This window comes from Brachybacterium zhongshanense (assembly GCF_055385755.1).
In genome coordinates this window covers 3306460-3329659 of the sequence record NZ_AP043790.1, presented here as the reverse complement: position 1 = coordinate 3329659, position 23200 = coordinate 3306460, and the positions used below count along the sequence as shown (strand labels likewise).

16 protein-coding genes are annotated in these 23200 nt (G+C 70.5%); 8 read left to right on the top strand and 8 right to left on the bottom strand.

From position 1 onward, the window contains the following. Window positions 1-255 precede the first annotated feature (255 nt). The 4 genes from ACZ5AJ_RS14785 to xylA all read right to left on the bottom strand — a co-directional run bounded on the left by ACZ5AJ_RS14785 (window position 256) and on the right by xylA (window position 5955). Window positions 256-1821, bottom strand: a complete 1566-nt coding sequence (locus tag ACZ5AJ_RS14785) for a sugar ABC transporter ATP-binding protein (protein WP_464135801.1) — start codon at window positions 1819-1821, stop codon at window positions 256-258. Further along, complete coding sequence (locus ACZ5AJ_RS14780; RefSeq protein WP_464135800.1) at window positions 1818-2843, bottom strand: LacI family DNA-binding transcriptional regulator; 1026 nt, start codon at window positions 2841-2843, stop codon at window positions 1818-1820. Before ACZ5AJ_RS14780 ends, ACZ5AJ_RS14785 begins: the two co-directional genes overlap by 4 nt. 342 nt (window positions 2844-3185) lie before the next feature. Next, window positions 3186-4574: a xylulokinase gene (xylB, locus tag ACZ5AJ_RS14775; protein WP_464135799.1), complete on the bottom strand. Its 1389-nt coding sequence runs from the start codon at window positions 4572-4574 to the stop codon at window positions 3186-3188. Between the two features lie 187 nt (window positions 4575-4761). Next, window positions 4762-5955, bottom strand: coding sequence for a xylose isomerase (gene xylA / locus ACZ5AJ_RS14770; protein WP_464135798.1), 1194 nt, complete (start codon window positions 5953-5955; stop codon window positions 4762-4764). 287 nt (window positions 5956-6242) lie between these two features. Between xylA and ACZ5AJ_RS14765 the strand changes: the two genes are divergently transcribed. Continuing rightward, window positions 6243-7445, top strand: a complete 1203-nt coding sequence (locus tag ACZ5AJ_RS14765; protein ID WP_464135797.1) for an ROK family protein — start codon at window positions 6243-6245, stop codon at window positions 7443-7445. 201 nt (window positions 7446-7646) lie between these two features. Further along, window positions 7647-8645, top strand: coding sequence for a LacI family DNA-binding transcriptional regulator (locus ACZ5AJ_RS14760; protein WP_464135796.1), 999 nt, complete (start codon window positions 7647-7649; stop codon window positions 8643-8645). A gap of 230 nt (window positions 8646-8875) precedes the next feature. Here the strand turns inward: ACZ5AJ_RS14760 and ACZ5AJ_RS14755 are convergent, their stop codons facing one another. The 4 genes from ACZ5AJ_RS14755 to ACZ5AJ_RS14740 all read right to left on the bottom strand — a co-directional run bounded on the left by ACZ5AJ_RS14755 (window position 8876) and on the right by ACZ5AJ_RS14740 (window position 13751). Beyond that, window positions 8876-10672, bottom strand: a complete 1797-nt coding sequence (locus ACZ5AJ_RS14755; RefSeq protein WP_464135794.1) for a type 2 periplasmic-binding domain-containing protein — start codon at window positions 10670-10672, stop codon at window positions 8876-8878. A gap of 26 nt (window positions 10673-10698) precedes the next feature. Then, complete coding sequence (locus ACZ5AJ_RS14750) at window positions 10699-11676, bottom strand: carbohydrate ABC transporter permease (protein ID WP_464135793.1); 978 nt, start codon at window positions 11674-11676, stop codon at window positions 10699-10701. A 14-nt stretch (window positions 11677-11690) separates the two neighbouring features. Then, window positions 11691-12695 carry an ABC transporter permease gene (locus tag ACZ5AJ_RS14745; RefSeq protein WP_464135792.1) on the bottom strand — a complete coding sequence of 335 codons (1005 nt, stop codon included), beginning with the start codon at window positions 12693-12695 and terminating at the stop codon, window positions 11691-11693. A gap of 444 nt (window positions 12696-13139) precedes the next feature. Further along, window positions 13140-13751, bottom strand: coding sequence for a DUF624 domain-containing protein (locus tag ACZ5AJ_RS14740; RefSeq protein ID WP_464135791.1), 612 nt, complete (start codon window positions 13749-13751; stop codon window positions 13140-13142). A gap of 333 nt (window positions 13752-14084) precedes the next feature. Between ACZ5AJ_RS14740 and ACZ5AJ_RS14735 the strand changes: the two genes are divergently transcribed. The 6 genes from ACZ5AJ_RS14735 to ACZ5AJ_RS14710 all read left to right on the top strand — a co-directional run bounded on the left by ACZ5AJ_RS14735 (window position 14085) and on the right by ACZ5AJ_RS14710 (window position 23194). After that, entirely contained in the window at window positions 14085-17357 is a 3273-nt protein-coding gene (locus ACZ5AJ_RS14735) for a glycoside hydrolase family 3 N-terminal domain-containing protein (RefSeq protein WP_464135790.1), read from the top strand. 28 nt (window positions 17358-17385) lie between these two features. Next, window positions 17386-19428, top strand: a complete 2043-nt coding sequence (gene yicI, locus ACZ5AJ_RS14730; RefSeq protein ID WP_464135789.1) for an alpha-xylosidase — start codon at window positions 17386-17388, stop codon at window positions 19426-19428. A 154-nt stretch (window positions 19429-19582) separates the two neighbouring features. Beyond that, window positions 19583-20572 carry an acetylxylan esterase gene (locus tag ACZ5AJ_RS14725; RefSeq protein WP_464135788.1) on the top strand — a complete coding sequence of 330 codons (990 nt, stop codon included), beginning with the start codon at window positions 19583-19585 and terminating at the stop codon, window positions 20570-20572. 45 nt (window positions 20573-20617) lie between these two features. Then, on the top strand, window positions 20618-21340 hold the full coding sequence (locus ACZ5AJ_RS14720) for an extracellular solute-binding protein (protein ID WP_464135787.1): 723 nt from the start codon (window positions 20618-20620) through the stop codon (window positions 21338-21340). A 196-nt stretch (window positions 21341-21536) separates the two neighbouring features. After that, complete coding sequence (locus ACZ5AJ_RS14715) at window positions 21537-22373, top strand: carbohydrate ABC transporter permease (RefSeq protein ID WP_464135786.1); 837 nt, start codon at window positions 21537-21539, stop codon at window positions 22371-22373. After that, entirely contained in the window at window positions 22370-23194 is an 825-nt protein-coding gene (locus tag ACZ5AJ_RS14710; protein ID WP_464135785.1) for a carbohydrate ABC transporter permease, read from the top strand. Before ACZ5AJ_RS14715 ends, ACZ5AJ_RS14710 begins: the two co-directional genes overlap by 4 nt. The last annotated feature ends 6 nt before the right edge of the window (window positions 23195-23200 follow it).

The window sequence follows — 23200 nt, the reverse complement described above, 5'->3', positions numbered from 1 at the left end:
GCCGGCGGCTCTCCGGTGGTCCCGCGGGATGCGGGAGCTCTCGGTGTTCCACGGATGTTACCGTGAACATCATGGGGTGCTCAAGACCCCGGAAGCACTGCGAGGTCTCGGACCGATAACGGAGCTGCCGTCGGGAGCCGCCTCGAGCCGTCAGGAGCCGTCGGCCGTCGTCAGCCGCCGAGGCCATCTCCGGAACGGGCGCGGGGCATGGAGTGCGGGGCGCGGTGTGCGGGGCCCGGAATGATGAGCGCGGGATCAGGGGTGCGGGATCAGGGGCGGCAGGTCGTCGTCCTCGTCCTCCACCGCCGCGATCATCTCGACGATGGTGTCGGCGGTGAGGCCCGGACCGTTGCTCACCTCACCGATCTTCGCCCTGTCCTTCATCACCACGACGCGGTCGCACAGCCGCACCAGCTCGTGGAAGTCGGAGGAGATCACCATGATCCCCATGCCCTGGACGGCCAGGCGCGCGATCATCTCCTGGATCTCGACGCGCGAGCGGATGTCCACGCCCTTCGTCGGCTCGTCGAGGATCAGGATCCGCGGACGGGTTGCCAGCCAGCGCGCGAGCAGCACCTTCTGCTGATTGCCTCCGGAGAGGTCGCCGACCAGAGCGGACGGATCCGCGGGCCGGATGCCGAGATCCTCGATGAGCCCACCGACCAGGTCGTCGCTCTCCTTCTTCGACAGCGGACTCGTCCAGCCCCGCAGCGCCTGCAGCGCCAGCACGACGTTGTCCCGGACGTCGAGCTCCGGGATGACCCCGTCGGCCAGCCGGTCCTCGGTGGCCATGGCGATCCGATGCCGCATCGCCGTCTCCGGCGAGACGATCCGGACCGGTCGTCCGGCCACGCTGCGCGTGCCCGAATCCGCACGCAGAGCACCGGCGAGCAGGCGTGCGAGCTCGCTCCGGCCGGAGCCGCGGAGCCCTGCGACGCCCACGATCTCCCCGCAGTGCAGATCGAGATCCGTCGGGGCGAGCACCCCCTCGCACCCCAGATCGCGCACCGCGTAGTAGGGAGGGTCGGCGGGATCGAGGCGATGCGCACGTCGCCGGTCGCCGATGCGCCGCAGGGCCTCCAGGTCATGACCGATCATCTCCGCGATCAGCTCAGCCCGGTCGAGACCGCGGGTGGGGGCCTCCGAGATCAGACGGCCGTTGCGGAGGACCGTCACGCGGTCGCTCACCGCGAAGACCTGCTCGAGATGATGGGAGGCGAACACCATCGCCACCCCCTGATCGCGCAGCCGGTCGATCACGCCGAACAGCCGCGAGACCTCTCCGGAGTCGAGGCTCGACGTCGGCTCGTCCAGCAGCAGGACCCGTGGTCGGGTCGCCACCGCGCGGGCGATCGCCACCAGCTGACGCGCCGCCGGGGAGAGCGCATGCAGCGGCAGACGGGTGTCGAGGTCGTCCAGCCCCAGCTCACCCAGCATCTCCTCCGCACGCCGACGGCTGCCGCCCCGGTCGATGCCCCAGCGTCCGCGGCTCTCCTGCCCCAGCATCACGTTCTCGCCGACGCTGAGATGCGGCACCAGCGGGACGTCCTGCAGGACGGCGACCACCCCGGCGGTCTGCGCCTCCGCAGCAGAGGAGAAGCGCACCGGACCGCCGTCCAGCAGCACCTCGCCCGAGACCACGGGCACGACGCCCGCGAGCGCTCGGATCAGCGTCGACTTGCCCGCACCGTTCTCCCCCATCAGCGCATGGACCTCGCCCGCGCGCAGGCTGATGTCGGCGCCGTGCAGCACCTGGCGATCGCCATAGCGCACGCCGAGGGACCGCGCCTCCATCACCGTCGCGCCGCCTGCCTCGCTCATGCCGACCCCCGCGGCTTCGCGCTCGACAGCCTCACCACCAGCTCCGGCGGGATCTTCGTGCGCTGCGGGATGGCCCGCCCGTCCACCGCCGCGATCAGAACATCGACGACGGCGGCGCCCAGCAGACCGAAGGGCTGGCGGACCGTCGTCAGCGGCGGGATCGAATGCCGCGAGAAGGGCGCGTCGTCGAACCCCACGACGCTGAGGTCCTCGGGCACTCGGATCCCGCGATCGTGCAGACCGTGCACGATGCCGAGGGCCATCTGGTCGTTCCCCGCGGCGATGGCCGTGTAGTCGGGCATGCGCTGCAGGCCGACGGCGAAGTCGTACCCGAAGTCGGCCGTCCAGTCCCCGGGGACGATCGGCCGCTCCGTCATCCCCCAGGAGCGGGCCCGAGCCCGCAGGGCCCTCTCGCGGGCACGGGCATCGAGCCACTCGAGCGGCCCGGTCACATGCAGGATGTCCCGGTGCCCCAGCGCTGCAAGATGGTCGACCACCATCGTCGCGCCGAGCTGCTGGTCGATGCACACACGCAGCAGCTCGTCCTCCTTCTCGGGCTTGACCACGAGCACCGGCAGATCCGGCCTCTCCGCGCGCAGGGCCACGACCGACGACGAGCGAGGGGTCACCAGGCACAGGGCATCGATCCCGAGCGACTCCAGGTGCGCGACGGCCTGGCCGACGCTCGCGCCGGCCTCCTCATCGTCCAGGGCATAGGAGGCGACCGAGTACCCGCGTCCGCGCGCGGCGCGGTGGATGGCCCGCAGAGCGCTGGCGGGACCGAACTCGAGCTCGCTCTCGACGATCGCACCGATCCGCATGGTCCGCTGCGTGGCCAGCGCCCGTGCGGCCGTGTTGGGCCGGTACCCCAGCTCATCGACCGCGGCGAGGACCTTCTCGCGGGTGCTCTCCCGGATGCTCGAGTGCCCGTTGAGCACTCGCGACACCGTCATGTGCGAGACGCCCGCCATCTCGGCGACCTGGCGGATGCTGGGGCGATCGGACGCGGATCTCACGCTCATCCCGCCTCCTGGATCCTTCGCACAGCACGCCCCGATGCGCGGCACGCTACCGCGTCGCGCCGCCGCGGCGCGCGCTCCCATCGTAGAGCCGCGGCCCGAGCACCCCGGACGCCCCGGACGCACCTCAGACGCTCGCCGGATGCGCCCCGCACGCTCCCGACGACCGAGGCTCGGGTGTCCAGCACCAGGTTGCCGTCCATGAACGGCAGATGAGCGGCACTTGCCTCTCCCCAGGAGAAGCAGATGCCGCTCACCTACCGATCGTGGACACACCTGCCGATCACGGACACACCTACCGAGCGCAGCCCACACCGACCGCGGGCCACGCACCAGTCCCAGCCCTCACCAGCCCTCGGTGCGGCCCTTCAGCTCGCGGTAGGCCTCGAGGACCTGCGGAGTCGCAGAGCCGCCGACGATGCGCGAGCCGGAGATCTCCCAGACCGGGGGTTCGTCGCTCCCGGTGAGGGCCCAGGCCGCCTGGCGGGCGGCACCGAGGGCGACGTACTCGCCGGCCGGGGCGATCGTGACCTCGCGGCCGAAGATCCCGGGGGCGAGCTCCTGGACGGCACGGCTGCGGGCCGCACCTCCGATGAGGGTGATGCGGGCGGGTTCGGTGCCGGTGGTCTCCTCGAGGGCGGCGATGCCGTCGGCGAGGGAGCACAGCAGGCCCTCGACATAGGCGCGGGCGATGTCCTCGCGCGTGGTCGAGGTGCTCATGCCGGTGAGGGTCGCCCGGGCGTCGGGCCGGTTCGGGGTGCGCTCGCCGTCGAAGTAGGGCAGCAGCGCCACGCCGTTGGCGCCGGGCACGCTCCCGAGCGCGAGGCGGGAGAGCTCGTCATGGTCCACGCCCAGCAGGGTGCGGGCCGCCTCGAGGATGCGGGAGGCGTTGATGGTGGTGGTCATCGGGAGGAAGCGGCCGGTCGCGTCGGCGAAGCCGGTGACGGTCCCGGTCGCGTCCCCGGGTCGTTCGTCGGTCACCATCGCGCAGACGCCCGAGGTTCCGATGGAGACGGACACGTCGCCGGGGCCGAGGGAGAGGCCGAGGGCGGCGCCCATGTTGTCGCCGGTTCCGGCGGCGATCGCGGCACCGGTGGCGGTGCGGGCCATGACCTCCTGGGGAGCCTTCGGCAGGCGCGGCAGGTCAAGGCTGCGGCCGAGGGCGAGCTCGACGAGCTCGGGCTTCCAGGCCTCCTCGCGGGTGGAGTAGTAGGCGGTGCCGGAGGCGTCGCCGCGGTCGGTGAAGGCGGTGGTGCCCTGCTCGGCGAGGTGGAGGGAGACGTAGTCGTGGGGCAGCAGCACGGAGCGGGCACGGGCGGCGCTCTCGGGCTCGCTGTCGCGCACCCACCTCAGCTTGGAGGCGGTGAAGGAGGCGACCATGAGGCTGCCGATCTCGGCGACGCTCGCCTCGGGTCCGCCCATCTCCTCGATGAGGGCGGCGGCCTGCGGCGCGGATCGCGTGTCGTTCCACAGCAGCGCATCGCGGACGACCTCCCCGTCCTCGTCGAGCAGGACCATGCCGTGCTGCTGGCCTCCGACGGCGATGGCGTCGGCCTTCTCGAGGAAGGGACCGGCGGCGTCGTCGACCGCTGCGAGCCAGGCGCGGGGATCGACCTCGGTGCCGTCGGGGTGGGAGGCGCGGCGCTCGTCGAGGACGGCACCGGTCTCGGAGTCGACCAGGAGGGCCTTGGTGGACTGGGTGGAGGAGTCGATGCCGAGGACTGCGGGAGCCATCAGGGCGTCCTTTCGAACTGGTGGGCGGGGGCCGACGACGAGGCGAGGAGCGGGGCAAGGATGCCGAGGACGGCGGTCTCGACGACGGATATGTGGCTCTCGCTTCCATCAGTGGAAGCGAGAGCCACATATCCGTCACCGCTGGGCCGAGGGGAGCAAGCTCCCGCCCCGACCCCTAGGGGCGGTCTCAGGCGCGGAAGCCGAGGAGGTGCTGCAGGGCGAGCTGGTGCAGGCGGACGAAGCCGTAGTTGCGCTCGCCGGCCTTGTCGGCGTCGAAGTCCTCGTAGGAGGAGCGGTCCGCGAGCAGGTCGGCGACCGTCTCGCCCTCGGCGAGGGTCGGCTGGGCGAGGTCCTCGATGCCCGAGTACTTCAGGGCCTCCTGGACCTCGGGGTCCTGGCGGTAGGCGACCGCGCGCTCCTTGAGCATCAGGTACATCTCCATGTTCGCGGCCGCGGAGTCGTACTGGCCCTTCTCGTGCTCGGTGCGGGAGGGCTTGTAGTCGAAGTGGCGGGCGCCCTGGTAGGCGCCGGGCTTCGACGGGAAGCCGTTCTCGAGCAGGTCGACGGTGAAGAAGGCGCTGATGAGGTCGCCGTGGCCGAACACGAGGTCCTGGTCGTACATCGGGCCGTGCTGGCCGTTGAGGTCGATGTGGAACAGCTTGTCGGCCCACAGGGCCTGGGCGAGGCCGTGGGTGTAGTTGAGGGTGGCCATCTGCTCGTGGCCCGTCTCCGGGTTGATGCCGACGATGTCGCCGTGCTCGAGCTGCTCGATGAAGGCCAGGGCGTGGCCGACGGTCGGCAGGAAGATGTTGCCGCGGGGCTCGTTCGGCTTCGGCTCGAGGCCGATGCGCAGGTCGTAGCCCTTGTCCTTGATGTAGCCGGCGACGGTGTCGATGCCCTCGGCGTAGCGCTGGTGGGCGGCGAGCAGGTCCTTCGAGCCGTCGTACTCGGAGCCCTCGCGGCCGCCCCACATGACGAAGGTGGTCGCGCCCAGCTCAGCGGCGAGGTCCACGTTGGCGAGCACCTTGCGCAGTCCGAAGCGGCGCACGGAGCGGTCGTTGGAGGTGAAGGCGCCGTCCTTGAAGACGGGGTGGGCGAAGGTGTCGGTCGTGACCATCTCGATCACGAGGCCGGTCTCCTCGGTGACCTTCTTCAGCTCGGAGAGGATGCGCTCGCGCTCGGCGGGGGACGCGTCGAAGGGGACGACGTCGTTGTCGTGGAAGGTGAAGCCCCAGGCGCCGAGCTCGGCGAGCCTGCGGATGTGGGCGGTGAGGTCCAGGGCGGGTCGGCTGGCGAGGCCGAACTGGTCGCGGGCCTCCCAGCCGGTGGTCCACAGGCCGAAGGAGAACTTGTCGTCGCGGGTGGGGGTGGGTGCGGTCATGGTGAGCGCTCCTTCATCGGATCGTCATGGAGATCGGCAGGCCGACGACGGAGCTGATCCGCGCCGACCGACCGTCCGGGCCCCGCCGACACGACGGAACCGTTAGTAAGTTTCCGTTACTAATCTAGACGTGGGAAGCTGTCCCGCACAAGTCCCGCTCCCCGTCCGTCGGCCCCGTCCGCCGACCCATCCCACCCATCCCGTCCGTCGGCCCCGCCCGTCGGCCCCGTCCGTCAGCCCGTCCCCTGGCCCTGCACCGCCGCCGAGCACAAGGAGGCTCCCCCGCCATGCAGTCCACGCATCTGCGCGAGCACAACCTCTCGGCGATCCTCACGGCGCTCGCCTCCGCCTCCTCCCCCGGCGCCATCCCGACCTCGCGGGCCGGACTGGCGAAGATGACGCGGCTGACCAAGCCCACCGTCTCCAAGCTCGTCGAGGAGCTGGTCGACGCGGGTCTCGTGCAGGAGGGCACGCCCATCTCGGGCGGCGCGGGACGCCCGATGGTGCCGCTGCAGCCGGCCGCGGGGACGCTGCTGGCGATCGGCCTCGAGGTCGCCGCCGACCACGCCTCCTGCCTGGGCATCGACCTCGCGGGCGGCACGCTCGCCCGTCGGACGGAGTACCTGCGGGTGACATCGTCGTCGGCCGACGAGGCGATCGCGCTCGCCGCGCGCCTCGTCCAGGAGGTCCGCACGGAGGCCTGCGACGTCGCCGGACGGGACCTGCCTGTCGTCGGCGTCGTCGCCGCCATCCCGGGACGCATCGCTCCCGACGACGGCCGCGTCCTCTCGGCCCCGAACCTCGACTGGACCGAGGTCCCGTTCGTCGGACGGCTCGACGAGCAGCTCACCGAGCGCCTGGGCGCCCACGACTGGCCGGTGCGAGCGCAGAACGACAACCGTCTGAGCGTCCTGACCGAGATCGACATGCGCCCCGGGGAGTCCTTCGTCTACGTCCGCGGCTCGACCGGCGTCGGCGGCGCGGTCGTGCTCGAGGGCGCCCTCCTCGAGGGGGTCCACGGCTGGGCCGGGGAGTTCGGGCACATGGTCGTCGAGCCCGACGGCGCCCGCTGCCGATGCGGCCGGCGCGGCTGCCTCGAGGCCTACATCTCGTACCACTCGCTGCTCGAACGGGCGGGCCTCGGGCCCGACGTGCGCATCGAGGATCTTGTCGAGGAGCTCTCCCGCAGCTCCGACCGCGCCGAGGTGATCGGCATGATCGGCCGCTCCCTGGGCCTGGCGATCGCGAATGCCCTGAACGTGCTGGACCTGTCCACGGTCGTGCTCTCGGGCTACCTCGCACCGATCGCCGACGAGCTCGGTCCCGTCGTGCAGACGACCGTCGAGGCGCATGCGCTCGCGACCGACGCCGGGCCCGTGATCGTCGAGCGCTCCGACGGTCTGGCGGACCCCGCCCTGCGCGGCGCCGCCCGCGCGGCCCTGCAGCCCGTGTTCGACGCCCCCGGCAGCTGGATCCCGCGCCCCGGCTGACGGACCCCGCGCCCCGGCCGACGGACCCCGCGCCCCGGCCGACGGATCACGGGCGGCCGCCCTGGTCGGCGCAGAGAGGGGTCACAATGGGAGAGCCCACGATGACGAGGCCCCGCATCGGGGGCGACAGGATCGCGGCCCCGGCCGCTCCCGACGACGAAGCATCCCGGGATCGCCCCGGAGGAGCGACAGGAACGCACGATGGCCACGATGACCGACATCGCCCGCGAGGCAGGGGTCTCCCTCAGCACCGTGAGCTACGCCCTCAGCGGCAAGCGCCCGATCTCGGAGAGCACCCGCAAGCGGGTGCAGGCGGCGATCGAGCGCCTCGAGTACCACCCGACCGCCGCCGCCCGCGCCCTCGCCCTGCAGCGGACGTCCCTGCTGGGTGTGGCTGTCCCTCAGCGCGAGGCCGTGGATGACCACGTCATCATGGAGTTCGTCAGCTCGATCCTCGCCGCCGCCCATGAGCACGACTACGACATCCTGCTGGTCGCCGCCGAGGATCATGCGCGCACGCTGCGCGTCGTCGACGAGGGCAAGGTCGACGCGATGATCGTGATGGACCTCGTCGAGGACGATCCTCGGGTCGCATCGCTCGCAAAGCTCACCCGTCCGGTCGTGCTGATCGGCTACCCGCAGGCCTCCGGAGGCCTCGCGCGCGTCGACTTCGACTTCCTGCTCGGCGCACAGATCTCGGTGGCCGAGCTGCGTGCCCGCGGTGCGGAGCGCATCGCCATGGTCACCTCTCCCCCGTCCGACGACGGCCGCGTCCCCACCTATGCGCGCCGGGCCCGCCTGGGCTATGCGATGGCCTGTCGGGAGCTGGGCATCGAGGAGCATGTCCTCGAGATCGGGGCGACGCCCGACGACGCCTCCGCCCTCGTGCGCGACGAGCTGCTGGACGGGCACCGGTTCGACGGCCTGCTCGTCCACCACGAGCCCGCCCTCCCTCACCTGGGTCGCGCCGTCGCCGCCCTCGGTGTCCAGGTCCCCGAGGACGTGCAGATCGCAGCGATCGCCCCGCAGGACGTCGCCGTCAACGGACCCTGGGAGGTCTCCGGCGTCGACCTCCCCATCGCGACGATCGGGCGCAGCGCGGTGACCATGCTCCTCGAGCAGCTCGCCGATCCCGCGACGACTCCGCACTCCCGCCTGCTGAGCCCCCGCTTCGTCGACCGCGACACCACACGGCGCTGAGCGCGGGGCGAGGCAGGGCAGGTCAACTCAGGCCGGGCCAGGGCAGCACGGGCCTCCGCACCGCGATCGATGGTGCCGCACCGCGCCGAAGATCAGCGCCGGACAGCGCCGGACATCTCCGTTCACACGCATCCGTTCACGCGCGACCGATCACGCGCATCCATTCACGCGTGCCCGTTCATGCCCGGGACACGGCCGCCCCGATGAGGCGGCCGTTCCCGGGAGCGGCGTCAGCCGTACTGCTCGGCGACCTCCTGGCGGAGGGCGTCCTGGTCCTTGGCGTTCTGCATGTCGACCTCGAGGACCTTCTCGTAGCCGAGACCGTCGGCGGTGGACTGCAGGGACTCGAGCAGCGACTCGAACTCGCTCTCGCTCGAGGCGAAGGCCATCTTCCAGGAGGCCGTGACGATCTCGGACTTGACCTGGTTGCGGATGGTCTCGATCTCGGAGGAGTCCTCGGGCGCCACGTAGGAGGCCCCCGGGGCGACCGCGAGCTTGTCGTTGGCGGTCAGGTACTCCATGGTGGTCTGCGCGCCGCCCATCTGGTCGGCCCAGTCCTCGGTCAGCGGGTTGGCCACCTCGGCGAGGTAGGTGTCCCACATCTTGTAGTTGTAGGGGTAGCCGGTGTCGGGGTTGACGTCGTTGCCGAGCACGGAGGTGACGTTCAGCCAGGAGACGCCGTCGAGGTAGTTGCCGCCGCCCCACTCGTCGGGGACGGTGACGGCGTCGCCGCTGAGCAGCGCCTTGCGGCCGAACTCGGTCAGCTCCGGGAGGCCGTCGTCGTTCAGGTCCCAGGTGAGGCCCTGCGGACCGGCGGCACCCATGGTCTGGCTCGAGTTGGCGTTCACGCCGTCGGGCGAGAACAGCCAGTCGATCAGGGCGGCCGCGCGCTGCGGGTCCTGCGCGCCGGAGCCGACGGCGAAGACCTGCGAGCCGCCGTAGATGGAGGCGCCGTAGGAGAAGATGTTCATGTCCGCGAGCGGGGCGAGCATGAAGCCCTTGCCGTCGGCCATGTTGGCCTCGGTGTTGAAGGCCGACTGGCCCTGCCAGGGCCAGAAGGAGAACAGCACCTGGCCGGCCTGCATCTTCGCGTACAGGGTGTCGTAGTTCTGGGTGGTCGACTCGGGGTCGACGATGCCCAGCTGGTTCGCCTCGTAGAACCAGCGCAGCACGCGCACGTACTCGCCGTCGGCGTCGAGGATCGACTGGAAGTCGGAGCCGTCGTTGCGGGCGAGGACGAAGCCGAGCTCGTCGTAGCCGTAGAAGCAGGTGGGCTGCTTCGCGTTGTTCATCATGTTGCCGTCCCAGTCGGCGAACAGCGACAGGCCGTAGACCTTCTTGCCGTTCTCCGCGGTGGGCTGGGCGTCCTGCATGTCCTTGAGGACGGGCAGCAGGTCCTCGAGGGTGCCGATCTCCGGGTATCCGACCTCCTTGTAGAGGTCCCACCGCAGGAACGGCCCGAAGGTCGGGTCGATGCCCTCGCTGGGCTCGGTGGGCGGGATCTCGGAGACCTGCGTCGGCAGCACGTAGATGCCGTCGTAGCCCTCGTTGATGTGCTGGACCGCCGCGTCGAACCGGGGAGCGTTCTCCATGTTGGCGTAGTAGCCGGAGAGGTCGGCGAGCAGACCGCCCTCGACGAGCTCGTCGGAGCGCTCGCCGACGTCGGTGATGATCATGTCGCCGAGGTTCCCGGCGGCCACGCGGGTGTTGTACAGGGTGTCGCCGCCGCCGGCGACGTTCGGGGCGATGACGTTCAGCGTCGCGTTGAAGTTCTGGTCGATCATGTGCCCGAACCAGCCGGGCTGCTCGCCCATCTGGTTGGCCAGGCCGTCGAACACGTCCATGGTCCAGGCGTCGGCGTCGTCCCAGCTCTCGGGGAACGGGCCGGCCTCCTCCGCGGTCACGGCGTCGTCGCCCCCGGAGCAGGCGCTCAGGCCCAGGCCCGCGAGGGTCAGGCTCAGCCCGCCGCCGAGCAGCGATCGCCGCGAAGGACGACGGAGCGGGTTCTCATCGTTGAGAAGAGTCATGGTGCTTCCTTTCGTGGAGCGGGCCCTCAGCCCTTGACGGCGCCGAGCATGATGCCCTTGACGAAGTAACGCTGGAACAACGGGTAGACGAACAGGATCGGGAGGACGACGACGACCGCGACCGTGGTCCGGATCGACGTGGCAGTCTGCTGCGTGGCGGCGGCGGCGACGCCGCTGAGGTTGCCGCCCGCCTGCTGGGCGGCCTGCGCCAGGCTGTCGGCCTGATTGATGTACATGTAGAGCAGGAACTGCAGGGTGTAGAGGCTCTGATCGGTGATGTAGATCAGGGTGTCCTGGAAGCTGTTCCACTGGGTCACCGCGGAGAAGATCGCGATGGTCGCCAGGATCGGCGTCATGTTCGGCAGGTAGATCCGGAAGAAGATCGAGAGGATCCCTGCGCCGTCCATCTCGGCCGCCTCCTGCAGCTCCTCCGGCATCGACTCGACGAACGTCTTGACGAGGATGATGTTGAAGGGCTGCACCACCAGCGGGAGGATGTAGACGAGGAAGCTGTTGGTCAGGCCCAGCGTCTTCATGATGATGAAGACGGGGATGAGGCCCGCGTTGAAGTACATCGTGATGATGACCGCGCGGTACCAGAGAGCGCGCTTCCACAGCCGCTTCTGGGTGAACATGAAGCCGAGGTGGGCGGAGGCCAGCACCGTGGCGACGGTGCCGATGACCGTGCGGCCGAAGGAGACCGCAGCGGCGGTGGTGAGCCCGTCGAGCTGGAACACCTGGCGGTAGTTGTCCAGGTGCATGCCCTGGGGCAGCCATCGGATGTCGCCGAGGGCGGAGACGTCGTTCGCGCTGATCGAGTTGATGATCAGGTAGTAGAACGGGTAGCCGCAGATGAAGGCCATGAGCACGAAGAACAGGCTGTTGATGATGGTGAAGGGGATGTCGCCCCTCTCGCGCTGCATCTTCCGCTTCCGCCCCGCAGGCTTCGCACCGGCGGACGGGCCGCCGCCCTGGTTCTGACCCTGGATGGTCGTCGTCGTCATCGTCATCTCCTCCGTCAGACCAGCGAGACGCCGCGGACGCGCTTGGACAGGGCGTTCACCGACAGCAGCAGGGCGACCGAGATGACGCTCTTGAGCATGCTGATGGCGGTCGCCAGGGACAGGTTGTTCCCGGTCATGCCGATGTTGTAGACGTACAGGTCCAGAACCTGGATGGTCTCCTTGTTGAAGGCGTTCTGGAAGACGTAGTACTGCTCCATGCCGTTGTTGAGGATGTTCGCGATCGCGAGCATCAGCAGCACGAAGTAGGTCGGCAGCAGCTGCGGGACGGTGATGTGCCACATGGTCTTGAAGCGGCCTGCGCCGTCCATCTTGGCGGACTCGTACAGCGACTGGTCGATGCCGGCGATGGCGGCGAGGTACATGATCGCGCCCCAGCCGACGGACTTCCACACGCCCCAGGCGGCCATCTTCAGCCAGGTGTGGTCCTCGCTGTCGAGGAACTTGATCGGCTCGCTGATCAGTCCGATGTTCTCCAGCAGGCCGTTGACCATGCCGGTGGTCGAGAACATCGAGAAGGCGATCATGTAGACCAGCACCCACGAGATGAAGTTCGGGAGGGTGGTGATCGTCTGCACCAGGTTCTTGAACCAGGTCGCCTTGATCTCGTTGAGGAAGATCGCGAAGCCCAGCGGCAGGACCGATGCGGCGATGCCGAGGAAGCTCATGGCCAGCGTGTTCAGCATGACCTGGCCGATCTGCTGCACCTGGGTGGGCGAGTTGACCAGCATCTTGAACCACTGCAGGCCCACGAACTCGCTGCCGGAGAGGCCGCGCGCGGGCCGGTAGTCGAACAGCGAGTAGATCCAGCCGTAGAGCGGGAAGTAGCTGAACAGGAACACGAGCACCAGGAAGGGCACGATGGTCAGGAACAGACCGAAGGACTGCTTCCGGTAGGCGGGGGTGCGTCCCCCGGAGGCGCTGCCCTTGCGGCGCCGACGGGGGGACTCGCCCTCGTTCTCCGAGGCGACGACCGCCTCGACGTTGACGGGTGCTGCCATCAGTATCGGCCTCCTCGGTCGACACCCCGATGGGCAGGGGATCCTGCAGTGTCCACTCCGCACTCCCTCGTGGGTCCGTGTTCGCCGTTCGCCGCGGCGGGGGCGCACCGTAGCGCCCGCAACCATTTGTTAACCCCAGACACTAAAGAGGTCGGAGGTTCGCGTCAAGATTTCGACGAAGCGCTTCGATAACGGTTTAGGCACAGTGGCGGCGCACCGCCGGACGGGCAACTCCCTCGTGGCGTCACCCCAACCTCCTGACCTGCACGGACACAGAGATCGACGGTCGACTGACGGCTCCCGGAGCCGACAGCGACCGCAGAGGCCGACAGCGACCGCAGAGACGGACGGCGCCCGCAGAGGCGACCGCTGAGTCGGACGGAACCGGGGCCGGCGGCGACCGCCGGGGGCGGACGGCCAGGAGCGCGGCGAGCGGTGCGCCGGTCAGTACTCCGGCTCATAGCGCCGGAACATGGGACGCCAGATGAGGGCGCTGAGGTAGGCGCCGACGGTGAAGCCGATCGTCAGGACGATCCAGACGAAGCTCTGCATGATGATCATCATCGCGAGCCAGGTCAGCGGGATCAGCACGATCCCCATCGTCCGCAGCGGCTCCGCGCCGGGCAGCAGGAGGGCGTTCCTCACGGTGCGCCACCAGCCGGCGTCGAAGGCCGCGACCAGCGCCATGGCGTGCAGGAACGCGGCGAAGAGGTACCCCGCCGCGAGCAGGCAGGCCAGCAGCGCGATCAGCGAGACCGCGCCGCCGAGCGAGTACCAGAAGCGGGCGGCGAACAGCAGCACGAGCAGCGGGATGCCGAGGACGAGCGAGGCGGGGGTGGCGCGCCGGAGGTTGCCCCGGAAGGCCTTGAGGTAGTCCAGCAGCGGACGGCCGCGCTCATGGTCGGCGAAGCGGAGCATCACCTCGATCAGGGCGCTGGTGGCGGCGCCGATCGTGACGATCGGGATGCACGCGATCAGGTAGAGCACGTTCAGCAGGACGAACCCGACGAAGCTGTTGAGCCCCTGGATCGTGCGCCCCTCGAGGTCGAGGCTCATGCGGGGGACCCCTCCGCTGACGGCGCGACGACCGGCGGGGCCGTCGAGAGGTCGGGGCGCTCGGAGGAGTTCGTCGGAGGCATGGGGGAAGTGTGGCACGCACTCCCGGGAGCCGGTCGGGGCGTCGGCCCGGAACATCGGAGGTGTGCGTGTCCGGGTGCCGGGTTGACTAGCGATCATCGAAGCGATTCGATAGAGTTCGGCGACGCCGGACCTCCGCCCTCGGACAGGTCCGACGCCCCGCACGAAGCCCTCCTGACAGGGCCGTCCCCGGCTCGTGCCGCGCCCCCGGGCCCCGGCATGCCCCGTCCAGCGACGAATGGATCCTCGACGATGACCTCTGACGTCCGGCATTCCTCGGCAGCCGCCTCCGCAGCGGACACGACCGGCATCCCCGCCGCCGTCCCGACGGCGTCTCCGGCCGCCGCTCCGGCCGATGCGGCCGCCGCTCCGGTCGCCGCGCCGATCGATGCGGCCGACGCGCGCCGCCTCGCATGGGCCCGCCGCACCGTCCAGGAGATGACGGTCTCCGAGAGGATCGGGCAGCTGCACCAGAACGCCGCGGGCGTCGAGCGCCTGGGCATCGCCCCCTTCGTGACCGGCACCGAGGGCGTGCACGGCGTCGCCTGGAAGGGCGAGGCGACGCAGTTCCCGCAGCCGCCCGGCATGGCCGCGAGCTGGGATCCCGCGCTGCTGGGGCGGGCCGCGGCGGTCGTCGCCCAGGAGGTCCGCGAGATGCATGCGGAGGATCCCGCCGGGGTGAGCCTGACCGTCTGGGCGCCGGTGGTCAACACCCTGCGCCATCCCCTGTGGGGCCGCACCGAGGAGGCGTACACCGAGGACCCGCTGCTGAACGCCGAGCTCGGCTCCGCCTTCGCGGCGGGCCTCCGGGGCGATGGCGAGAGCTGGGCGACCGTGCCGACGCTCAAGCACTTCCTCGCGTACTCCAACGAGACCGATCGCGCCGCCACCAGCTCCGAGCTCTCCCCGCGCGTTCTGCACGAGTACGAGCTGCCGGGCTATGTCGAGCCCGTCGCCCGGGGTCTCGCCGGCTCCGTCATGCTCGCCTACAACCTCGTCAACGGGCGCCCGGCGCACCTGACCGAGCTGCTCGAGACGCAGCTGCGCGCGCATCTGGCCGACCCGGATCTGCTGTTCGTCGTCTCCGACGCCGGCGCGCCCTCGAACCTGTTCCGCTCGCAGAAGGTCGTCCCCGATGCGGCCTCGGCCTATGCGGCCATGCTGCAGGCGGGCGTCGACTCGTTCACCGATCACGATCGCGACTCCTCCGAGACGGTCGCCGCGGTCACGGAGGCCCTCGAGAAGGGCCTGATCGGCGTGGAGCTCATCGACCGCGCCGTCGTGCGCCAGCTCGTCGCGCGGGCCCGCACCGGCGAGTTCGACGACCGGATCGCGGCCGACGGCACCCCGGGCGACCCCTCGGACAGCTCCTCCCGCTCCTACCGCCTGGACGTCCCGGAGGGCCGCGAGGGCCGTCGGGCGCTGGCCCGCGAGGTCGCCACCCGCTCGGCGGTGCTGCTCTCCCGGCGCGACGAGCGGGCGCTGCCGCTGCCGTCCGGACCGATCGCGGTCATCGGCCACCAGGCCTCCGACGTCCTGCGCGACTGGTACAGCGGCGACTTCCGCGCGACCACCTCGATCGTCGAGGGCCTGACCGCGCTGCGCGGCGCCGACGTGCGCGCGACCAGCGGCAACGACATCGTGACCCTGGCCGTGCGCCGCAACGGGACGGTCCCCGGCGTCGACGGCGCGCGGACGCTCGGCTCCCGTGCTGCGGGCTCCGGTGCCGTCGGCTCCCACGCCGGCTCCCCCTCCTCTGAGGCGCCGGAGACGGTGCTGCTGGCCGCGGACTCCTCGCTGCGCTGCGATCGGCCCGTCGCGGACGTCCCCGCCGTCGGCGAGGAGCCGCTGCGGCTCGAGGTCGTCGACCTCGGCGAGGGCGTCGTCGAGCTCCGGGACGTCTCCACCGGTCTGCTGGTCACGGTCGATGACCGGGGCCAGCTGGTCGCGACCGCGTCCCGCGTCGGCGGCTGGGTCGCCCAGGAGACCTTCCGCCGGGAGATCGCCGATGACGGCGTCTGGCGTCTGCAGCATGCGGGATCCGGACGCTATGTCGGCGTCGAGCATCACAGCGGCGCGCTGGTCCTGCGCTCCGCGCTGGTCTCCTCCGCCGCGGAGCTCGAGGCCCTGGTGGTGCGGGACGGTGCGGCGTCGGTCGACGAGGCGGTCGCGGGCGCTGCGGCGGCGGTGCTGGTGGTCGGCAACGACCCGCACGTGCACGGACGGGAGACGGAGGACCGGCCGCATGCGCGCCTGGCCGACGCCGACCGCGCCGCCGCGGAGCGCCTCGCCTCCCTGCCCGCCGACGTCGCGACCGTCCTGGTCATCACGTCGTCGTACCCGTACGACCTCGAGGGCATCGAGGAGCGCGTGGGCGCCGTCGTGTGGTCCTCCCATGCGGGCGAGGCGGAGGGCGAGGCCCTCGCCGACCTGCTCACCGGGGCGCGGGACTTCTCCGGCCGCCTGGCCCAGACCTGGCCGACGTCCGACCCGCTGCCCTCGCTGCTCGACTACGACGTGATCGGCACGGGCTCCACCTACCTCTACGGCCAGAGCGCGCGCTTCGGCTTCGGCCACGGCCTCTCCTACGACCGGGTCCGCTGGTCGGACACGTCGGTCGAGCTCATCGTCGGCTCCCCGGCCGACAGCCCCTCCGGTTCGGAGACGGCCGACGCGCCCTCCGACGCGCCCGCCGCCCTCACCGCCCGCGTCACCCTCAGCGCACCTGCCGAGCGCATCGCCGGCGGTCCCCTGCACGAGGTCGTCCAGGTGTACGCCGACGTCCCCGCCTCGTCCTTCTCGCGCCGGGTCCATCAGGTCCCCTCGACCCGCCTGATCGGGTTCCGGTCCCTCGAGGTCCCCGCTGGGACGACTGCGGGCCCGGTGGAGGTGACCGTCGAGATCCCCCTCGCGCGTCTGGCGCTGTTCGCCCCCGACCTCGACGCCTGGGAGCTCCCCGACGGCCCGGTCACGATCCGTCTGGCCCGATCGAGCGCCGAGACTGTCGGCGCTCATGAGGTGCAGCTTCCTCCGTCGGCCCCCTGGAGCCCCGTGCCCTCGCGCACCGAGGACGGCACGGACGCGCAGCGAGCGGTCGCGGATGCTGGTGCGGACGCGGTCGCGGATGCTGGTGCCCAGCAGCCGGCCGACGGCACGGTGCTGGTGCCGGCGGCTCGCGCCGAGGAGCTCGCCGGCCTCGCCCGCGCGGCCGCCTCGCTGCTGGAGGGCACCGAGCTGCGTGCCCGGGTCCCCTCCGTCGGCGGCACCGCCGACCTCGTGCTCCCGGCCGGTGCCGTCGTCGTCGGCCTCGAGACCGCACCCGCCGGTCCGACGGACGGCGCCGTGCTCATCGACCCGACGACCCCGACCGACCCGGCGGACCCGTCGGACCCGTCGGACCCGTCGGCTCCTGCTCTGGAGCTCCCGCACACCGTCCCCTCCGACGGGGGGCGGCCCACCGGGCGCGTCCGCGTCCGCCTGACCGGCCGCACCGCCCTGCGCGGTCTGCGCGTCGAGCTCCCCTGATCCCCCCGAAGCGACCCAGGAGGTCCCTGTGAAGTTCACCAACGGCTACTGGCTGATCCGCGACGGGGTCACCATGCTCCGCCCCGCCGGCGTCTACGACCACCAGGTGCGCGGCGACGAGCTCGTCGTCCACGCCCCGGTCAAGCGGATCGAGACGCGCGGCGACACCCTCAACACCCCGGTCATCAGCGTCGCCTTCAGCGCCCCGCGCGAGGACGTGATCGCCGTCCGGATCGAGCACTGGGCCGGTGCCGTCGAGCCGACGCCGCGCTTCGACCTGGCCACCGGCGGCGCCTCCCCCGTCGTCGAGCAGGCCGAGGACGGTTCGACGATCTCCTTCATCTCCGGCCGGCTGACCGCGCGGATCGCCCTCGAAGGACCTTGGCAGGTCGACTATCTGTGGGACGACAGGGTGCTGACCAGCTCCACCGCCCGCTCCATCGGCTATGCGCAGGTCGAGGGCGAGGGCCCGTACGTGCACGAGCAGCTCGGCCTCGACGTCGGCGAGCAGATCTACGGCCTCGGCGAGCGCTTCGGCGCCTTCGTCAAGAACGGCCAGAGCGTGGACATCTGGAACGCCGACGGCGGCACCAACTCCGAGCAGGCCTACAAGAACGTCCCGTTCTACCTGTCCTCCCGGGGATACGGCGTGCTCGTGGACGACGCCGGCCCGGTCTCCTTCGAGGTCGGCTCCGAGAACGTGTCCGCCACCCAGTTCTCCGTCCTCGGCGAGCGCCTGCGCTACGAGGTCTACGGCGGCGGCACGCCGCTCGAGGTCCTGGACCGCTACACGGCCCGCTCGGGCCGTCCGCCGGCGCTGCCCGAGTGGTCCTACGGGCTGTGGCTGTCGACCTCCTTCACGACCGAGTACGACGAGGACACCGTGCTGTCGTTCGTCGACGGCATGGCCGAGCGGGGCATCCCGCTGAGCGTCTTCCACTTCGACTGCTTCTGGATGCGCGGCTTCCACTGGTCCGACTTCACCTGGGATCCGAGCACCTTCCCGGACCCCCGCGGGCTCATCGCCAAGCTCCACGAGCGCGGTCTGAAGGTGTGCGTGTGGATCAACCCGTACATCGCCGAGCGCTCCGTGCTGTTCGCCGAGGGCGCCGAGAAGGGCTACCTGCTGCGGAAGGCCGACGGCGGGGTCTGGCAGACCGACCTCTGGCAGGCCGGCATGGGCCTGGTCGACTTCACGAACCCCGAGGCCTGCGCCTGGTTCCAGGAGAAGCTCGGCGCGCTGCTGGACGACGGCGTCGACGCCTTCAAGACGGATTTCGGCGAGCGCATCCCCACCGAGGGCATCGTCTGGCACGACAGCTCGGATCCGCTGCGCGAGCACAACTTCTACACCCAGCAGTACAACCAGGTCGTCTTCGAGCTGCTCGAGGAGCGCCGCGGCGAGGGCGAGGCCGTCCTGTTCGCCCGCTCCGCCACGGCCGGCGGCCAGCGCTTCCCGATCCACTGGGGCGGCGACTGCGAGTCCACCTATGTCGCCATGGCGCAGTCGCTGCGCGGCGGCCTGTCCCTGGTCTCCTCGGGCTTCGGCTACTGGAGCCATGACATCGGCGGCTTCGAGGGCACCCCGGATCCGACCCTGTTCAAGCGCTGGGTCGCCTTCGGCCTGCTCAGCTCGCACTCCCGCCTCCACGGCTCGAACTCCTACCGGGTGCCGTGGCTGTTCGACGACGAGGCCGTCGAGGTGATGCGCGAGTTCACCGAGCTCAAGCAGAAGCTCATGCCGTACCTGCTGGAGGCCTCCGCCGAGACCTCCCGCACGGGCGCCCCGGTCATGCGCCCGATGGTCATGCAGTTCCCGGAGGATCCGGCGACCCGCACGCTCGACACCCAGTACATGCTGGGCGCCGACGTCGTCGTCGCCCCGGTCTTCCAGGCCGACGGCTCCGTGGACGTCTACCTGCCCGCCGGTCAGTGGGTGCATCTGCTCGACGGCGAGGTCGTCGACGCCGGCGAGTCCGGCCGCTACGTCAACCGCACCTACGATGTGCACTCGCTGGGCCTGTTCGCCCGCGCCGGGTCCGAGGTCCTCGCCGCCGTCCGCGGCGCCTGACCCTCAGGGCACCCGCCCCCGGGCGTCCGTCATCGGGGCCGGTCCGTCATCGACGGGCCGGCCTCGCCATCGTCCTGCTGGGACGCACCCCTGCATCCCGCCGCACTCCGCTGAACCCCGCTCACCTGCCTCTTCACCGCAGAAAGGCCCGCCCATGGCCATCTTCGACATGCCCCTCGCCGAGCTCCGCACCTACCTCCCCGAGCTCGACGAGCCCACCGATCTCGACGCCTTCTGGATCGGCACCCTCGAGCGCGCCCGCAGCTTCGAGACCATCCGGGACCTCACCCCCGTCGAGACCGGCCTGCGCACGGTCGACACCTGGGACGTCACCTTCGGCGGCCATGACGGCGCCCCCATCCGCGCCTGGTACATGCGCCCCGCAGGCGTCCAGGGCGAGCTGCCGACGGTCGTGGAGTACATCGGCTACGGCGGCGGACGCAGCCTCCCCCTCGAGCATCTCGTGTGGCCCGCCGCCGGCTACGCCCATCTCGTCATGGACACCCGCGGCCAGGGATCCGGCTGGGGCTCCGGCGGAGACACCCCCGATCCCGTCGGCTCCGGACCCGCCGCACCCGGCTCGATGACCCGTGGCATCGAGTCCCCCGAGACCTCCTACCTGACCCGTCTGATGACCGATGCTGCCCGCGCCGTCGACGCCGCCCGCGCCCTGCCCGGATTCGACGGACGCGTCGCCGTCACGGGCAACAGCCAGGGCGGCGGACTCACCGTCGCCGCCGCCGGGCTGGTCCCCGACGTCGACGCCGCCATGGCGAACGTGCCCTTCCTCTGCCAGATCCGCCGCGCCATCGACATCACCGACTGCGACCCGTACCAGGAGATCGTCCGCTATCTCGCGGTCAACCGGGGGCGCGAGGCGGAGGTCGAGAACACCCTGCGCTACCTCGACGTCGTGCACCACGCCCGCCGTGCCACCGCCCCGACACTCTTCTCCGCGGCTCTGCGCGACATGACCTGCCCGCCCTCGACGGTCTTCGCGGCCTTCAACCACTGGGCGGGCGCGACCGACGCCTCCCCCGACAAGCAGATCGAGGTCTACCCCTACAACAACCACGAGGGCGGCGCCGCGCTCCAGAACCACATCCAGGTCAACTGGCTCGCGCAGCACCTCCCGCTCGACTGACCTGCCTCCGTTCCGGCCGCGACAGGGCCGGGACAGGGCCGGGACGTGAAGTTCTCGCTCACGATGGACCGCAGCTCCCACCGCCTGAACTCGTTCCTGTACCAGAACGGCTCGGAGCGCCTGTCCCTGACGGAGGACCTCTCCGCCTACGAGGCGGACGGCGCCACGGCACCGGCGATCGAGCGCTTCGTCGCGATGAACGACGACGAGACGATGCCCCGCTCGGTGTGGCTCTCGGAGGAGGACCCCAACGCCATGTTCAAGACCGGCCAAGTCACCGCCTACTACTCGGGCTCCTGGCAGATCGCGGACTTCGTCGACAACATCGCCGACTTCGAGTGGATCAGCGTGCCCATGCCCGCTCAGGACGTGCAGGCGACGAACTTCGGGGCGGCCGCGTACGTGGTCGTCTTCGAGGGCACCGGGCAGGAGGAGCAGGCGCTCGAGTTCGTGAAGTGGCTGTACACGCCCGAGAACTACGCCGAGCTGTCGCGGATCTCGGGCTTCCTGCCGGCCACCCAGGACGTCGAGATCACCTACGACGAGCGCCAGGAGGACTTCGACCTGTACAACGCGGCGATCACCGGCTCCCCCGCCTTCATCGGCGAGGTCAAGGCGCGCGAGCTGCAGCTTCAGGTCGCCGGGACGGCGGCGCCGATCGACGGCGACCCCCTGCGCGACGGGACCGTCCAGGCGATCGCCGGGGACCTGACCGCCGAGGAGGTCGTCGACCAGGCCCTCGAGCAGCTCAACGAGAGCCTCGCCTGAGCCATGGCCCACGCATCCTCCGCAGCTTCCGCGAGCCCGGTCGTGCCAGGCCCGGTCGGCGCCCTCCTCCCCGGGTGCGGCCGACGCATCGGAGCGATCCTCCTCGGGCGCGGGGTCGTCGGCCCCGCGCCCGGGCACCGGGGCCCGTCGGCCCCTCGCCCGGCGCGAGCGTCGGCGCCGCGGCCTGGTCGCCCTGGTGTTCCTGCTCCCGGCGATGGTCCTGTTCCTGCTGTTCTTCGTCGGCCCCGCAGGGCTCGGTCTGCTGTACTCCTTCACGGACTACCGCGGCTACGGGACGCCCGAGTTCGTCGGCATCGAGAACTACTCGTCGCTCTTCGGCGACGGGGACTTCTATTCGAGCCTTCTGCGGACCTTCCTCTACACGGTCATCGCCGTGCCCTTCGGATACTGCGTCACGCTGCTGATCAGCGCCCTGCTGGTCTCCCGGCAGACGAAGGGGTCGACGGTCGCGCAGGTGATCTTCTTCTTCCCGTGGCTGATCTCGCCCATCGTCACCGGCGTCGTCTTCCGCTGGCTGTTCGGGGAGAACTTCGGGCTGGTGAACTACCTGATCTCGAGCTCGGGCCTGGATCCGCTGAGATGGGCGACGGATCCGAACCTGGCGCTGATCGTCGTGATACTCGCGGGCTCCTGGGGCGGCACCGCGTTCAGCATGCTGCTGTTCATGGCGGCGATCCGGAACATCCCCACCTCCTACCTCGAGGCGGCCTCGCTCGACGGTGCGGGCCCCATCACCCGCTTCCTGCGGGTCACCTGGCCGCTGCTGCGGCCGACGTCGTTCATGGTCATCCTGCTGGGCACGATCGGCGCGATGAAGGAGTTCGCGATGATCCAGGCGCTGAACGGCGGCGGCCCGGGCACCTCGAACGTGCTGATCGTCCAGTACATCTACAAGACCGGCTTCGAGCAGTCCAAGATCGGCTACGCGAGCGCCGCGTCGACGGTTCTGATGGTGATCCTCCTGGTCATCGCCCTGGTCCAGACCCGTTTCGACAGGAGTGACCTCGATTGACCACCAAGTCCCTGCGCTGGGTCGCGCCGACGACCCTCACCTGGATCCTCGCTCTCCTGTTCCTCATCCCCATCGCCTGGTTCCTGCTGAGCTCCTTCAAGCCCGGCAGCGAGCTGTTCACCTGGCCGCTGCGGCTGTTCCCGGAGAACTGGACCCTGAGCGGCTACACCACCGCCTGGTCCCGCTTCGACTTCCAGCGATACTTCCTGAACACCGCGATCGTCGCTGTCGTCACCACGATCTTCACGGTGTTCGTGAGCGCCTGCACCGGATTCGCCCTCGCGAAGTACCGGAACCGCTGGGTGCAGGCGTTCTTCCTGTGCATCCTCGCCACGACGATGCTGCCGACCGAGGTCATCATGCCCTCGACCTTCAGCGTGATCCTCGGGCTGGGGCTGTACAACTCCCTGGCCGGCATCATCATCCCGTCGATCCTCACCGCGACCGGCATCTTCATGTTCCGCCAGTTCTTCACGACGGTCCCCGACGAGCTGCTCGAGACCGCGCGCATCGACGGCGCCGGGGAGTTCCGCATCTTCTTCCGCCTGATGCTGCCGATCGCGAAGCCGATCATCGCGGTCCTCGCGATCTTCTCCTTCCAGTGGCGCTGGAACGACTACATCTGGCCCCTGCTGGTCCTCAACGACCAGCAGAAGTACACCCTGCAGATCGCACTGCGCTCGATCGTCGGTGCCGAGAACATCGACTGGTCGGTGCTGCTGGGCGCCTCGGTGATCTCCCTGATCCCGATGGTCGCGCTGTTCGTGGTGTTCCGTCGGCAGATCATGAGCTCGGACATCAACTCCGGGCTGAAGGACTGACCTCGA